Source organism: Micromonospora endophytica (assembly GCF_003236305.1).
In the GTDB taxonomy this organism is placed as follows: domain Bacteria; phylum Actinomycetota; class Actinomycetes; order Mycobacteriales; family Micromonosporaceae; genus Micromonospora; species Micromonospora endophytica.
The window spans coordinates 1-13,839 of record NZ_POTX01000051.1 but is presented as its reverse complement, the minus strand read 5'-3'; the positions used below and the strand labels follow the sequence as shown (position 1 = coordinate 13,839).

General features: G+C 71.2%; 13 protein-coding genes. 9 read left to right on the top strand and 4 right to left on the bottom strand.

What is annotated here, in order from left to right:
* The first annotated feature begins 76 nt into the window (after positions 1–76).
* Positions 77–370, top strand: a complete 294-nt coding sequence (locus tag C1I93_RS10490) for an antibiotic biosynthesis monooxygenase family protein (RefSeq protein WP_111243060.1) — start codon at positions 77–79, stop codon at positions 368–370.
* Positions 371–521: 151 nt separating this feature from the next.
* Here the strand turns inward: C1I93_RS10490 and C1I93_RS10485 are convergent, their stop codons facing one another.
* The gene (locus tag C1I93_RS10485; protein ID WP_111243059.1) at positions 522–1,385 is read right to left on the bottom strand and encodes a helix-turn-helix domain-containing protein; all 864 of its coding nucleotides are present in this window, start codon (positions 1,383–1,385) and stop codon (positions 522–524) included.
* Positions 1,386–1,497: 112 nt separating this feature from the next.
* On the bottom strand, positions 1,498–3,606 hold the full coding sequence (gene uvrB, locus C1I93_RS10480; protein ID WP_111243058.1) for an excinuclease ABC subunit UvrB: 2,109 nt from the start codon (positions 3,604–3,606) through the stop codon (positions 1,498–1,500).
* Positions 3,607–3,906: 300 nt separating this feature from the next.
* On the opposite strand from uvrB, the gene C1I93_RS10475 reads away from it, so the two are divergent.
* Positions 3,907–5,589: a hypothetical protein gene (locus C1I93_RS10475; protein WP_111243057.1), complete on the top strand. Its 1,683-nt coding sequence runs from the start codon at positions 3,907–3,909 to the stop codon at positions 5,587–5,589.
* Between the two features lie 15 nt (positions 5,590–5,604).
* On the opposite strand, the gene coaE is transcribed toward C1I93_RS10475, so the two are convergent.
* Positions 5,605–6,786, bottom strand: coding sequence for a dephospho-CoA kinase (gene coaE, locus C1I93_RS10470; RefSeq protein WP_111243056.1), 1,182 nt, complete (start codon positions 6,784–6,786; stop codon positions 5,605–5,607).
* 31 nt (positions 6,787–6,817) lie between these two features.
* The gene (gene rpsA / locus C1I93_RS10465) at positions 6,818–8,308 is read right to left on the bottom strand and encodes a 30S ribosomal protein S1 (protein ID WP_111243055.1); all 1,491 of its coding nucleotides are present in this window, start codon (positions 8,306–8,308) and stop codon (positions 6,818–6,820) included.
* Positions 8,309–8,916: 608 nt separating this feature from the next.
* On the opposite strand from rpsA, the gene C1I93_RS10460 reads away from it, so the two are divergent.
* The 7 genes from C1I93_RS10460 to C1I93_RS10430 all read left to right on the top strand — a co-directional run bounded on the left by C1I93_RS10460 (position 8,917) and on the right by C1I93_RS10430 (position 13,329).
* Complete coding sequence (locus tag C1I93_RS10460; protein ID WP_111243054.1) at positions 8,917–9,723, top strand: class I SAM-dependent methyltransferase; 807 nt, start codon at positions 8,917–8,919, stop codon at positions 9,721–9,723.
* A gap of 52 nt (positions 9,724–9,775) precedes the next feature.
* Positions 9,776–10,378 (top strand): Uma2 family endonuclease, encoded by a 603-nt coding sequence (locus tag C1I93_RS10455; RefSeq protein WP_223256718.1) that lies wholly within the window; start codon positions 9,776–9,778, stop codon positions 10,376–10,378.
* 49 nt (positions 10,379–10,427) lie between these two features.
* The gene (locus C1I93_RS10450; protein WP_111243052.1) at positions 10,428–10,646 is read left to right on the top strand and encodes a hypervirulence associated TUDOR domain-containing protein; all 219 of its coding nucleotides are present in this window, start codon (positions 10,428–10,430) and stop codon (positions 10,644–10,646) included.
* Entirely contained in the window at positions 10,633–11,061 is a 429-nt protein-coding gene (locus tag C1I93_RS10445; protein ID WP_111243051.1) for a DUF3140 domain-containing protein, read from the top strand. Before C1I93_RS10450 ends, C1I93_RS10445 begins: the two co-directional genes overlap by 14 nt.
* A 205-nt stretch (positions 11,062–11,266) precedes the next feature.
* Entirely contained in the window at positions 11,267–12,016 is a 750-nt protein-coding gene (locus C1I93_RS10440) for an SDR family NAD(P)-dependent oxidoreductase (protein WP_111243050.1), read from the top strand.
* Positions 12,017–12,175: 159 nt separating this feature from the next.
* Positions 12,176–13,057: a phosphotransferase family protein gene (locus C1I93_RS10435; protein ID WP_258378275.1), complete on the top strand. Its 882-nt coding sequence runs from the start codon at positions 12,176–12,178 to the stop codon at positions 13,055–13,057.
* The gene (locus C1I93_RS10430) at positions 12,982–13,329 is read left to right on the top strand and encodes a MerR family transcriptional regulator (RefSeq protein ID WP_111243048.1); all 348 of its coding nucleotides are present in this window, start codon (positions 12,982–12,984) and stop codon (positions 13,327–13,329) included. Before C1I93_RS10435 ends, C1I93_RS10430 begins: the two co-directional genes overlap by 76 nt.
* Positions 13,330–13,839 lie beyond the last annotated feature (510 nt).

Sequence of the window (13,839 nt, the reverse complement as noted above, 5' to 3'; positions counted from 1 at the left end):
ATAGCCTGACCGTCCGGTGCGTGGGAAGCGTGGGCGGTGTCCCCCAGCGTCGACCTCGACGTGGCAGGCTGCCCGCATGGTGCTTGAAGTCGCGCTCATCGACATCATTCCCGGCCAGGAAGACGCCTTCGCCGCCGCGTACGCCGAAGGGCACCCGGTGCTCGCCGGCACCCCCGGGTGCCGGTCGGTACGGATGACCCGGGGCATGGAGTCGCCCTCCCGCTTCGTGCTGCTTGTCGAGTGGGACTCCGTCGAGGCGCACGAAGACAACTTCCGGGCCACCGACCGGTTCGTGCGGTGGCGGGAGCTGATCGGCCCCCATTTCGCCGCACCGCCCCGGGTAGAGCACTTCATCGACGTACCGGCCTGAGAAAATCGACGTACCGGCCTGAGAAAACTGTCATACCGTCGGTCTAGTCTGCGGCTCGCGTCGGCCCGGCCCCGACGGCTACGGGGGCGCCGGGCCCGGGACCGGCGCCCTGCGGCCACAAGAGAGACCGGCAACAGGACTGGCGGTCTCGCTAATCCTGGGTCTCTTCGAGCCGGCGGGTCAGCAGCCGCGCCGTCTCCTCCTCAGGCAACGCCGCCTCCAGCAGACCGTCGGTCATCCGCTGATACCGCTCCACATCGGCAGCAGTGGAGAGCCGCACATCCGTGGTCAGCGCCTCCAGCATCACCGTCCGCGGATCCGCCGGGTCCGGAAACGAGTAGCAGGAGAACGGGGTGAGCGGCATCGGCTGCGGCCCGGCCACCGACGGCAGCAGCCGGATCGTCACGTGTGGCAGCTCGGCCAGGTCGAGCAGGTGCCGCAACTGTTCCCGCCAGACATCTGTCGGGTCGCCGCCGGGCTCGCAGGCCGCGCCCGAGATCAGCGCCGTGTAGTGCGGTGGTTCGATCCGGCGCAGCACCGCGTGCCGGGCGGTGCGGGCCCGCAGGTCGGCCTCGACGTCCACCTTCGGATCGATGAGCGCCCCGGCGGCGATGCGCAGACGCGCGTACGCCGGGGTCTGCAACAGGCCGGGCACCAGGACCGGCTGGTATTCCACAATGTCCGCCGCCCCGGCCTCCAGTTCGGCGTACGTGCGCTGTCGCTCCCCCATCTCTCCCAGCGACTTCCACCAGCCCCGACTTATCGCGGCATCCCGAGCAATGATGATCAACGCATCACGCTGCGGCGGCGGCACCTGGTAGATGTCCAGCAGATCGAGCACGTCGGCCAGGTCGGGCCGACTCTGCCCCAGCTCGATGCGGGACAGCTTGGAAGTCGACGCCCAGCCGAGCCGGTCGCACACCTGCTCCAGCGTCAGCGCCTCGCGTCGTCGAAGCTGGCGCAGCTCCGCGCCGAGTCGTGCGCGTCGAATGACCGGACTGGTTGGTAACGGCATTCCCGCCTCCCCACCGAGGGAGATTACGCAGGCCGATCACCCAGCGCAATAGCACGCTCGCATTCAGCTATCTGCCCATCGTGAGAAGTGCGTCGCCGCGCTGACCCAGCTGTTACTTCACGCCGGCGGCGTCCATCCCCCGCAGCTCCTTCTTCAGGTCGGCGACCTCGTCGCGGATCCGGGCGGCCAACTCGAACTGAAGCTCCCGCGCGGCGGCCAGCATCTGATCGCTGAGATCCTGGATGAGCTGCGCCAACTCGGCCCGCGCCATGCCCTCCCGGGCCGGGGTGCCGGCGCCGGACCGGGCCCGGCTACGGGTCTCCTTGACCGGCGCCTTGCCCCGGGACAACTGCCGCACCGCGCCGCCGACCCGGGTCGCCTCGGTGTCCTCCGCCTCGCGGTAGATGTCGTCGAGAATGTCGTGAATCTTCTTGCGCAGTGGCTCGGGGCTGATGCCGTGCGCCTCGTTGTGCGCGATCTGCTTGGCCCGCCGCCGGTCGGTCTCCTCGATCGCGGCCGCCATCGATGGCGTGATCTTGTCGGCGTACATGTGGACCTGCCCGGAGACGTTGCGGGCCGCGCGGCCGATGGTCTGGATGAGCGAGCGGCCACTGCGCAGGAAGCCCTCCTTGTCCGCGTCCAGGATCGCCACCAGGGACACCTCGGGCAGGTCGAGGCCTTCCCGGAGCAGGTTGATGCCGACCAGCACGTCGTAGTCACCCCGCCGCAGCTCCCGCAACAACTCGACGCGGCGCAGCGTGTCGACCTCGGAGTGCAGATAGCGCACCCGGATGCCGTTCTCCAGCAGGTAGTCCGACAGGTCCTCGGCCATCTTCTTGGTCAGCGTGGTGACAAGCACCCGCTCGTCGCGCTCGGTGCGCAGCTTGATCTCGTGCATCAGGTCGTCGATCTGGCCCTTTGTCGGCTTGACCACGACCTCCGGATCGACCAGACCGGTCGGCCGGATCACCTGCTCGACGAACTCGCCCTGGGCATGCTCCAGCTCCCACGGCCCCGGCGTTGCCGACAGGAAGACCATCTGGCCCACCCGCTCCAGGAACTCGTCGAACCGCAGCGGCCGGTTGTCGGCGGCGCTGGGCAGCCGGAACCCGTGGTCGATGAGCATCCGCTTGCGCGAGGCGTCGCCCTCGAACATCCCGCCGATCTGCGGGATCGTCACGTGCGACTCGTCGATGACGGTGAGGAAGTCGTCGGGGAAGTAGTCGAGCAGGCAGTGCGGCGGGCTGCCGGGCAACCGGCCGTCGATGTGCATGGAGTAGTTCTCGATGCCGGAGCAGAAGCCGACCTGCCGCATCATCTCGATGTCGTACGTGGTGCGCATCCGCAGCCGCTGCGCCTCCAGCAGCTTGCCCTGCCGCTCCAACTCGGCCAGCCGCTCGGCCAGCTCGGTCTCGATGTCGCGGACCGCCCGTTCCATCCGCTCCGGACCGGCCGCGTAGTGCGTCGCCGGGAAGATCAGCAGGTGGTCCACCTCACGAACCACGTCGCCGGTGAGCGGGTTGAGGTAGTAGAGCTTCTCCACCTCGTCGCCGAAGAGCTCAATCCGGACGGCCAGTTCCTCGTACGCCGGGATGATCTCCAGCGTGTCGCCGCGGACCCGGAACGTCCCCCGTTGGAAGGCCATGTCGTTGCGGGTGTACTGGATGTCGACCAGCCGGCGCAGCAGCTGGTCGCGGTCCAGCTCCTGGCCGACCGCCACGCGCACCGCGCGGTCGAGGTATTCCTCCGGCGTGCCCAGCCCGTAGATGGCGCTCACCGTGGCGACCACCACCACGTCGCGGCGGGTGAGCAGCGACATGGTGGCCGAGTGCCGCAGCCGCTCGACCTCCTCGTTGATCGAGGAGTCCTTCTCGATGTAGGTGTCGGTCTGGGGGATGTACGCCTCGGGCTGGTAGTAGTCGTAGTAGGAGACGAAGTATTCCACCGCGTTGTCCGGCAGCAGCTCGCTGAACTCCTTGGCGAGCTGGGCGCAGAGCGTCTTGTTGGGGGCCAGCACCAGCGTCGGCCGTTGCAGTCGCTCGACCAGCCAGGCGGTGGTGGCGCTCTTGCCGGTGCCGGTCGCGCCGAGCAGCACGGTGTGCCGGTCACCGCGGCGCACCCGCCGCTCCAGATCGTCGATCGCCGCCGGCTGGTCGCCGGCCGGCTGGAACTCGCTGACCACCTGGAAACGGCCGTCGAGCCGGGGAATGTCGAGCGCCATGACCCCAACGGTACGCCGCAGGTCCGACAGTCCGGGCCGACTACGCCCGGCTCCTGATCGGCTTCGATATTCGCATTGTGTGGTCCTGTTCACCCGGCTACCCTTTCCCCGTAGGCCGCTCGCGGCGGCCGACCGGTCCGGTGGCGAGCCGCACAGGCCGCACCGGTGCCGGCATCGAGGGTCGCAGCACCCGGCTCGTCCGGCGTGCGCACCTGACGTGGTCGCGCCGAGCGCGCAGACCGGCCGCCGCGAGCGCCGCCACGTCGTCACCACACCCGGGTCCGGCCCGTTCATCCTCCCGTGGAGAACACCTCACGACCGCCGACCGGCGGCCACCGCGACGAATCCCCGGCTGCCCGGCGCACCGGCCTCCCGGCCGAGCCGGCCGTCCGCGCCGAGCAGGCCGGCCCGCTGTCCGGTGCGCCCACCGACCGTCCCGAACGCCGGCACCGGGCCGGCGCACGACGGCACCGCGCCGGCATCGTGCCACCCGAGGCACTCGGGCTCACCGGGACGGCAGCCCCCGGGCGGCCGCCCGGATTCCGCCGCGCCTCGATGTCGCCCGGCCTGCTGGACCCGGCCGTGGCAGACCTGACCGACGACGAGGAACTGGCCGGGACCCGCGACGAGGCCGAGGAGAATCGTCGGCGGGCCCTCCGGCGGCACCGCCTCACCCTGGCCGGGCTCGCCCTGACCGCAACGGTCGCCGCCGTGCTGCTGGTGGTCACCCTGACCAACTGGGCACCCGCGTCGGCCCGGGAGCTGACAGCGACCGAACGGGAGCGGTTGGCCGTCATGCGGGTCACCAACTATCGGGAACTGCGGGCCGGACTACACGTCACGGTCGGCGACGGCAGCACCCGCACCGACCTGCTCGGCTGGGTCGACTGGGCCCGGCAGCTGGCCTACCTGGACGTGACCGGCCCCGGTGCCGGCCCACTGCGCGGTCTGACCCAGGCGACCCCCACCGTACTTGTGCTCCGCCCCGACCCGACGGCGGTGCCGGCGCCCGCGATGCCACCGTTGGTCCCGCCGACCGACGGCTGGCGACTGCCCGCCGACCGACGGCTGGATCCCGTGCTGAGCTTCATCTTCACCCTCGCCAACGACCGGCCCGACCCCGCCGACGGGTTCTCCGGCCACTGGGCGGGCCAGGAGCGGATCAACGGGGAGACCGTGGACGTCCTGTCCGCCCGCCCGCCGCACGGTGACGACGGGGCGAGGCGGTACTGGTTGGACCCGGCCGGGAGGCTGCATCGGCTGGAAGCCAGCCTTCCCGACGTCGGGCCGGTGCACGTGCAGCTCAACCGCGCCGACCGGCCCACGCTCCGGCCGGTCGACGCGCTTGGCGGCCGGGTCGGCCTGCCCCGTGCCCTCACCGCCGCCGAGCGGGAGCGCTGGCGCCGGCTGCCCGCCCGGCTCCGGGCCGCCGGCGGTGCCGCCGTCACGGTGACCGCGCCCACCGCGGCCCGCGCGAATCTGCGCGGCGCGGGCTGGTTGAGCTGGACCTCGGGTACGGCCTACCTCGGCGTCACCGACCTGGACGCGGAGGGTCGGCGCACCCTGCTGCGGCAGGACGCCCAGGGGGTGACCCGGATCGAGGGGGCAATCGCCGGAGGCCACGCCGACCCCCCACCGCTGCCACCGCCGGTCACCGGCTGGCGAGCCGGCGCGCACCGCACCGACGCCCTGACTCCGCTGCTGGACGCCGCCCTGGGGGCCGCCCGCGACAGCAGACCGGCGGGCTCCGTCCGCGACAGCGGACCGGCGGGCTCCGTCCGGCGGATCCGTGGGGACAAGCTCGCCGGCAGCGTGGTCGACGTGCTGGAGGTCGACACCGGCCGGAGCCGGGCCCGCTACTGGCTCGCGCGCAACGGGCTGCTACGCCGGCTGGAACTGCCGACCCGGGAAGGCACCTGGGCGCAGCTCGACCTGACCCCGGGCCGGGTGCCACCGCTGGCCGCACCGACCCGTCCGCGCTGATCGGGTCTGGTCGACTCAGGCACACCAACCCGTCGTGGCCGCCCACTCCTCGGCGCGCAGGCGCTCCTCGTCGAACCAGGGGTCCTTGGCGGTCGCGTACGCGCCGCTGTCCGGCGCGGACGCCGCCAGCTCCCGCTTGAGCATCAGGTACGCGGCCCGACGCGCGGGATCGGCCCGCAGGTGATCGCGCATCAGCAACGCGTACCGCCAGCCGGGTGAACCGGTCACCCGCAGGTGCAGGTGGACCGGGCGGGCCGGATCGGCGCTGCCGTGCAACCGCTTCTCCCACCGGCCGCTGCCGGCCGGACGCGGGTTGTCCCACCAGTTACCCGGGAATCGGGGAAAACCTGCCTCGGCCAGCCGCTGCGCCAGCGGCCCGTCGGCGTCGGCGAGCGACGGCACGCTGAGCTGGATATCGATCACGTCCTTGGCGGACAGCCCGGCCACCGCGGTCGAACCGATGTGGTCGATCCGGAGATCGGCCGGGGCAATCGCGTGCCGGATCCGGGCGGCGAGCCGGGCGTACTGCTGCGGCCAGGTCGGATCCGGCGTGGACAGTGCCACCCGGTGCATGCGGACCGGCCGCCGGTGTCGCACGTTCTCCTCGAACGGCACCAGCCGGTCGTCCCAGAGCGCGTCGACCGCCGCGTGCAGTTGCGCCAGGGTGCCGTCGTTGGCGAGCAGCACGTCCGCCGCGGCGGCGCGGCGGGCGTCGTCAGCCTGGGCGGCGATCCGCCGCTGCGCCTCCGCGCGGCTCATCCCCCGGTCACGGGCCAGCCGCTCCAGCCGGGTGGCCACCGCCGTCTGCACCACCACCACCAGGTGGTACGTGGGTGCCAGCCCCACCTCGACCAGCAGCGGCACGTCGTTGACCACCACGGCGTCCGCCGGTGCGGCGGCGATCAGTTCCGCCGTACGCGCTCGTACCCGACCGTGGACGATGGCCTCCAACCGACGGCGGGCCGCCTCGTCGCTGAAGACCACGTCGCCGAGGGCGGCCCGGTCGAGAGAGCCGTCGGCGGCGAGTATCCGTTCGGAGAAGGCGGCCACCACTTCGGCCAGCCCCTCGGTGCCCGGCGCGACCACCTCCCGCGCCACCTGGTCGGCGTCGACGAGCATCGCACCCCGCTCGACGAGTCGCCGCGCCACCGCGCTCTTACCCGACCCGATCCCACCGGTCAGTCCCACCCTCAGCACGGCACCAGTCAGGCGCAGCGCCGGACCGGGGTCACTTGCCGCCGGCGAGCTTCTCCCGCAGTGCGGCGAGCGCCTCGTCGGTGGCCAGCGTGCCGGCCGGCTCCTCGGCCTGACGGCTCGGGGCCGCGCTGGTCGAGGTGGTGGTGCCGCTGGTCGGGGCGGGCTGCGGGTTGGCAGCGGCCTCGGCCTCGGCGGCCCGAGAGGTCTGCACCTGCTTCTGGTGCGCCTCCCAGCGCTGCCGCGCCTCGGCGTACTGGTTCTCCCAGGTCTCGCGCTGCTTGTCGTACCCCTCGAGCCACTCGCCCGTCTCCGGGTCGAAGCCCTCCGGGTAGATGTAGTTGCCCTCGTTGTCGTACGTCGCGGCCATGCCGTAGAGGGTCGGGTCGAAGTGCTCCTCGCCCTCGACGAAGCCCTCGTTGGCCTGCTTGAGCGAGAGCGAGATCCGGCGACGCTCCAGGTCGATGTCGATGACCTTGACCATGACCTCGGAGCCGACCTGCACGACCTGCTCGGGGATCTCCACGTGGCGCTCGGCCAGCTCGGAGATGTGCACCAGGCCCTCGATGCCGTCGTCCACCCGGACGAACGCACCGAACGGCACCAGCTTGGTGACCTTACCCGGCACGATCTGCTGGATCGCGTGGGTGCGGGCGAACTGGCGCCACGGGTCTTCCTGGGTCGCCTTCAGCGACAGCGAGACCCGCTCGCGGTCCAGGTCGACGTCCAGGACCTCGACCTCGACCTCCTGGCCCACCTCGACCACCTCGGACGGGTGGTCGATGTGCTTCCAGGACAGCTCGGAGACGTGCACCAGACCGTCCACGCCGCCCAGGTCGACGAAGGCGCCGAAGTTGACGATCGAGGAGACGACGCCCTTGCGGACCTGCCCCTTCTGCAGCTTGTTGAGGAACTCGGTGCGCACCTCGGACTGCGTCTGCTCCAGCCAGGCCCGGCGGGACAGCACCACGTTGTTGCGGTTCTTGTCCAGCTCAATGATCTTGGCTTCGAGCTCACGGCCGACGTACGGCTGAAGGTCACGCACCCGCCGCATCTCGACCAGGGAGGCGGGCAGGAAGCCGCGCAGCCCGATGTCGAGGATGAGGCCACCCTTGACCACCTCGATGACCGAGCCGCGGACGACACCGTCCTCGTCCTTGATCTTCTCGATCGTGCCCCAGGCCCGCTCGTACTGCGCCCGCTTCTTCGAGAGGATCAGCCGCCCCTCCTTGTCCTCCTTCTGGAGGACCAGGGCCTCGATGTGGTCACCGACCGAGACGACCTCTGCCGGGTCCACGTCGTGCTTGATCGACAACTCACGAGAGGGAATGACACCCTCGGTCTTGTAGCCGATGTCGAGCAGGACCTCGTCCCGGTCGACCTTGACGACGGTGCCTTCGACAATGTCGCCGTCGTTGAAGTACTTGATGGTCTCGTCGATCGCGGCGAGGAAAGCTTCCTCAGAGCCGAGGTCGTCGTGGGTGACCTTGGTGGCGCTCGAGGGGGCCTCGATGCTGCTCGTCATGTGGGCGGTTGCTCCGGTCGGATGGTGTGTCACAGCAGGCTAGGTGTCGCGGTGACCTGTGCGCGCCAACGGATCCGTCGGCGGGCCCACCTGGAAATCGCTGAACGAGATCTTGATGTGACTCCGTCGACCGCGCACCTGCTCCCTGCCGAGGCACACGATCCGCGAGCGCATCGTCTACCCTACCCGCTGCATTACCACAGCGTGCAAGCCCTCCCGGGTCCTGATCGCCGCGCCACCCGCGAAAGCGGAGATTTCGCCCCGCGGCTCCCCGAGCACGGGTGTGCCCAGGCGATCAGCAAGGCCCTCGCGGCCGAGCTGCCGTGGCTCCCCGAGCACGGGTGTGCCCGGGCGCGTCCCGTGGCGAGCCGGGCGGGTCGCGGTCGCCCGGCCAGGCGCCGGTGCCGGTCAGGCGCCGGTGCCGGTCAGGCGCCGGTGCCGGGCCAGGCGCCGGTGCCGGTCAGGCTCCAGTGCCGGGCCAGGCGCCGGTGCCGGTCAGGCTCCAGTGCCGGGCCAGGCGCCGGTGCCGGTCAGGCTCCAGTGCCGGGCCAGGCGCCGGTGCCGGGCCGCCGCCGGGAGGAGCCGGGCCGGGGCCTAGCGTCTAGCGGGTGGACGACGACAACCGGGTGACCCGGCGCCGGGTCGGCGACGCCGAGGCGCGCCACGCCAACCGCCGCTGGTGGGACGCGGACGCCGACGCGTACCAGGCCGAACACGGGCACTTCCTGGGTGACGTGGACTTTGTCTGGTGCCCGGAGGGGCTGCGCGAGGCCGACGCCCGGCTGCTCGGCGAGGTGGCCGGACGCCGGGTGCTCGAGGTCGGCTGCGGCGCCGCCTCGTGCTCACGCTGGCTGGCCACCCAGGGCGCCCGACCGGTCGCGGTGGACCTCTCCGCCGGCATGTTGCGGCACGCCGCGCAGGCCGCCGAGCGCAGCGGCGTACGCGTGCCGCTGGCGCAGGCCGACGCGCTGGCGCTGCCGTTCGCCGCCGAGGCGTTCGACATCGCCTGCACGGCGTTCGGCGCGGTGCCCTTCGTCGACGACTCGGCGGCGCTGATGCGCGAGGTGCACCGGGTGTTGCGCCCCGGTGGCCGCTGGGTCTTCTCGGTCACCCACCCGATGCGGTGGGTCTTCCTCGACGACCCGGGCGAGGGCGGGCTGACCGCCGTGCACTCGTACTTCGACACCCGTCCGTACGTGGAGCAGGACGAACGCGGCGTGGCCAGCTACGTCGAGCAGCACCGCACCCTCGGCGACCGGGTCCGCGAGTTGGTCGCCGCCGGCTTCCGGCTGGTGGACCTGGTGGAACCGGAATGGCCCGAGGGACACCAGGGGATCTGGGGGCAGTGGAGCCCGCTGCGGGGTCGCCTCTTCCCCGGCACCGCCATCTTCGTCACCGAGAAACCTTCCGGCTAAGCCGCACTTCCGGTGCGACTACCGGGCCCGCCTGCGGCGGTACGCTCACCTCATGAGCGCCGAGCCCATCCCGACATCACCTGGCCCCTGGTGTCCGGATCCGATGCGGCAGCAGCGTGCCGACTACACGCTGGAGGACCTGCTCGCCCTACCGGACGACGCCCCCCGCGTCGAACTCGTCGACGGAGTCATCCACGTGACACCCTCCCCCACCCTGGGCCACCAGAACATCTCGTTCTTGCTGACCTCGTGGCTCCACTCCCACGCCCCGAAACACCTGCGCGCCACCCAGGCGGTCGGCGTCACGCTCAGCCACAACACCAGCCGGCAACCGGACGTGGTGCTGTGCCGCGCCGGGCTGCCGTCCGACCGGTCCCGGCTCCGGCCGGCGGACGTGGTCCTGGCCGTGGAGATCGTCTCGCCGGGCACCCGCCGCGTCGACCGGTTCGCCAAGCCCGGCGAGTACGCCGCCGCAGGCATCCCGTTCTACTGGCGGGTCGAGCAGGACCCGGTGCACCTGTACGCGTACCGACTCGGTGACCGGATCGGGCCGGGTGGCGAGCGGCAGTACGAACTTCAGGCGGACAGCGCCGACCTGATCGAACTGACCGAGCCCTTCGACGTCAAACTGCTGGTCGCCGAGATCGTCCCGTAGCCCGTACCGCCTGGTCGTTTCCGCCCGGTGACCTCGGGTAACCCGGCGCATGGCCGACAAGGAGTTCCACGACGGCGACCACGTCTCCTGGGCCAGCCACAGCGGCCGGGCGTACGGAGTCGTCAAGGAGAAACTCACCGAACGCACCCACGTACGCGGACACGCAGTGAACGCGTCACCGGACGAGCCGCAGTACCGGATCCGCAACGACGACTCGGGCAGAGACGTCGCCCACCGGCCGGAGGTGTTGCGTCGTGAGCAGTCGTGACGATCCCGACCAGACCTACCGGGAGTTCACCGAGGCGGTCAACATGAAGCCCGGCGAGCTGTCCACCTGGTTGGAGACCGAGGAGTCCAAACACGTCGGCTGGCGCAAGGGCAGCAAGGGCGGCGAGTCGGTCGGCCACCAGTCCGGCCGCCGGATCATCGACCTGCTGCGCCGCAAGCGTGACCAGCTCACCGAGGCCGACTACAAGCACATGCGCAAGGTCGTCGGGTACGTCCGGCGGCACATGGCGCAGCGACCCAGCGGCGACGTCCGGGCGACCCGATGGCGCTACTCCCTGATGAACTGGGGTCACGACCCGGTCAAGGCCCCGCTGCCGCCGCCTGGCGGCCCGTCCCGCAAGGCCCTGCAGCGGCACGGCTCCCCGCCGAAGGAACGCCGCACCCGACCCGCGTGACCCTGCCGACTGACCACACATGCGCACGACGGCTGCCCCCGGTGGGCAGCCCCTGATCGCTGACGTTCCGGCCGCCTTTCTACCGGCGTGTCGAGTCGCCCCGACGTCAACGATCACCCTGCCGTCGCCCGGGCACCTCAGCGAGCACCACCGGCCGGTGATCACTTGACCCTGCCACTGACGGCAGGGTCACACCATTGACGGCATGAACGATGCGCGCCGCAGAGTCGTCGTGGTCACCGGTGCCGGCACCGGCATCGGGCGCGCCACGGCCCGCGCGTTCAGCGCCGACGGGGCGTACGTGCTGGCGGTCGGTCGCCGCGGGGCACCGCTCATCGACACCGCGGCCGGTCATCCGCTGATCACCCCGTTGACTGTCGACGTGACCGCCACCGACGCGCCCCGCCAGGTGGTGGACGCCGCCCTGGACCGGCATGGCCGTCTGGACGTGCTCGTCAACAACGCCGGGATCGCCGGTGCCGGCCCGCTCGCGGAACTGGACGAGGCGCAGGCCCACGCCCAGTTCGCCACGAACCTGCTCGCCCCGGCCCGCCTCGCCCACGCCGCGCTGGGCGCGCTCACCGCGAGTCGCGGCGTGATCGTCAACGTCACCACGGCCGTGGGTCAGCGGGCCTGGCCGGGTTCCTCGATGTACGCCGCCGGCAAGGCCGCCCTGGACTCGCTGACCCGCAGTTGGGCGGTGGAACTGGCCCCACTCGGTATCCGGGTGGTCGCGGTCGCACCCGGCGCGATCGACACGCCCATCGGCGTACACCAGGGCCTCTCCCCCGAGCAACGCGCGGCGCTGCGCCACTGGCAGCTTGACCACACTCCCCTGGGCCGCATCGGCGATCCCGAGGACGTAGCGTGGGCCATCCGGCGACTCTGCGACCCGGCGGCGGGCTTCATCACCGGGGTGGTGCTGCCGGTCGACGGTGGGGCCGTTATCGGTTGACACCGGCCCCATGGCCGAGGACTCGACAGGTCCGGGTATGGTCGCCGCCGCGCTAGTTTCCAGCGGCAGGGGAACCGGAATGCGGATGCTGCGCCGAACCCGCTGAGTTACGGTGCCTCGATGCAGGCGAATGCGGCCCGACGGGCGACACAGGCAGCCATGTCTATCGCCTCCTCGCTCGGCCTGACCGCCTACGACGCTGCCGTCCTGCACGACTCGAACAAGCTCACCCTGCGTCTGCAACCCTGCGACGTGCTGGCACAGGTGGCGCCGGCGGCGCACCAGTGCGCCCAACTGGAAGTGGATGCCGCTCAGCGACTGTTCGAAGTCGGGGGCCCGGTGGCCGCACTGGAAGCGCCCGAGGTCTTCGTCTGGGACGACTACATGGTCACGCTGTGGACCTACTACGAACCGGTGACCACCCAAGCGATCCCACCCGCGGACTACGCCAGAGCGCTCGAACGTCTGCACGCCGGAATGCGCCGGATCGACCTGCCCACCCCGCACTTCACGGACCGGATTTCCGAGGCCCAAACGCTCGTGGCCGACCACGACCGGACGCCGACGCTAGCCGACGCCGACCGGAGCTTTCTCGCCGGCACGTTGGACCGCCTGCGCCGAGCGGTCAGCGACAGCGGCCGGCCCGAACAACTCCTGCACGGTGAACCTCACCCGGGCAACCTGCTCTCGACCTCGATCGGCCTGCTCTTCATCGACTTCGAGACGTGCTGCCGGGGGCCGATCGAGTTCGACCTGGCGCACGCACCCGACGAGGTCGGTGACCTCTACCCGGGCGTCGATCACCACCTGCTCCGGGATTGCCGGATTCTCATGCTGGCGATGATCACCGCGTGGCGCTGGGATCGCGACGACCAGTTCCCCGACGGCCACCGCCTCGGCACCCAATGGCTGAGCGAACTCCGGAAGGCGACGGCTCGGTACCGTACCGAGAAGGGGGCGGGCGAATGCGGATCGGGGAACTGGCCAGGGTCACCGGCAGCACGCCGCGGGCGCTGCGCCACTACGAGCAGCACGGTCTGATCGCGTCGCGCCGGTCCGCCAACGGCTACCGGTGTTACGACGCCAGCGCCGTGACCCGGGTCCGCAACATCCGGCACCTGCTCGCCGCCGGGCTGACCCTCCAGGACGTCGACTTCTTCCGGCCATGCCTGGACGGTGACGTGACCACGGCCCCACCGTCACCGGGCGGCATCCGGGTGGCGCAGGCCCGCCTCGCCGCCATCGACGCCCGCCTGGCCCAGCAGCACACCATCCGCAACCGCCTCGCCGCCGCTCTCGACAGCGTCCGATAGCCGCCCTTCAAGACCGCACCGACCCCACCGGTGACCACCTCAGGGTTGTCCGATAGCCGCCCTTCAAGACCGCACCGACCCCACCGGTGACCACCTCAGGGTTGTCCGATAGCCGCCCTTCAAGACCGCACCGACCCCACCGGTGACCACCTCAGGGTTGTCCGATAGCCGCCCTTCAAGACCGCACCGACCCCACCGGTGACCACCTCAGGGTTGTCCGATAGCCGCCCTTCAAGACCGCACCGACCCCACCGGTGACCACCTCAGGGTTGTCCGATAGCCGCCCTTCAAGACCGCACCGACCCCACCGGTGACCACCTCAGGGTTGTCCGATAGCCGCCCTTCAAGACCGCACCGACCCCACCGGTGACCACCTCAGGGTTGTCCGATAGCCGCCCTTCAAGACCGCACCGACCCCACCGGTGACCACCTCAGGGTTGTCCGATAGCCGCCCTTCAAGACCGCACCGACCCCACCGGTGACCACCTCAGGGTTGTCCGATAGCCGCCC

Coding starts and splice junctions, on each gene's coding strand:
- C1I93_RS10490 (WP_111243060.1), top strand. CDS start 77: ATGGTGCTTGAAGTCGCGCTCATCGACATCATTCCCGGCCAGGAAGAC.
- C1I93_RS10485 (WP_111243059.1), bottom strand. CDS start 1,385: ATGCCGTTACCAACCAGTCCGGTCATTCGACGCGCACGACTCGGCGCG.
- uvrB (WP_111243058.1), bottom strand. CDS start 3,606: ATGGCGCTCGACATTCCCCGGCTCGACGGCCGTTTCCAGGTGGTCAGC.
- rpsA (WP_111243055.1), bottom strand. CDS start 8,308: ATGACGAGCAGCATCGAGGCCCCCTCGAGCGCCACCAAGGTCACCCAC.
- C1I93_RS10455 (WP_223256718.1), top strand. CDS start 9,776: ATGAGCGCCGAGCCCATCCCGACATCACCTGGCCCCTGGTGTCCGGAT.
- C1I93_RS10450 (WP_111243052.1), top strand. CDS start 10,428: ATGGCCGACAAGGAGTTCCACGACGGCGACCACGTCTCCTGGGCCAGC.
- C1I93_RS10440 (WP_111243050.1), top strand. CDS start 11,267: ATGAACGATGCGCGCCGCAGAGTCGTCGTGGTCACCGGTGCCGGCACC.
- C1I93_RS10435 (WP_258378275.1), top strand. CDS start 12,176: ATGTCTATCGCCTCCTCGCTCGGCCTGACCGCCTACGACGCTGCCGTC.
- C1I93_RS10430 (WP_111243048.1), top strand. CDS start 12,982: ATGCGGATCGGGGAACTGGCCAGGGTCACCGGCAGCACGCCGCGGGCG.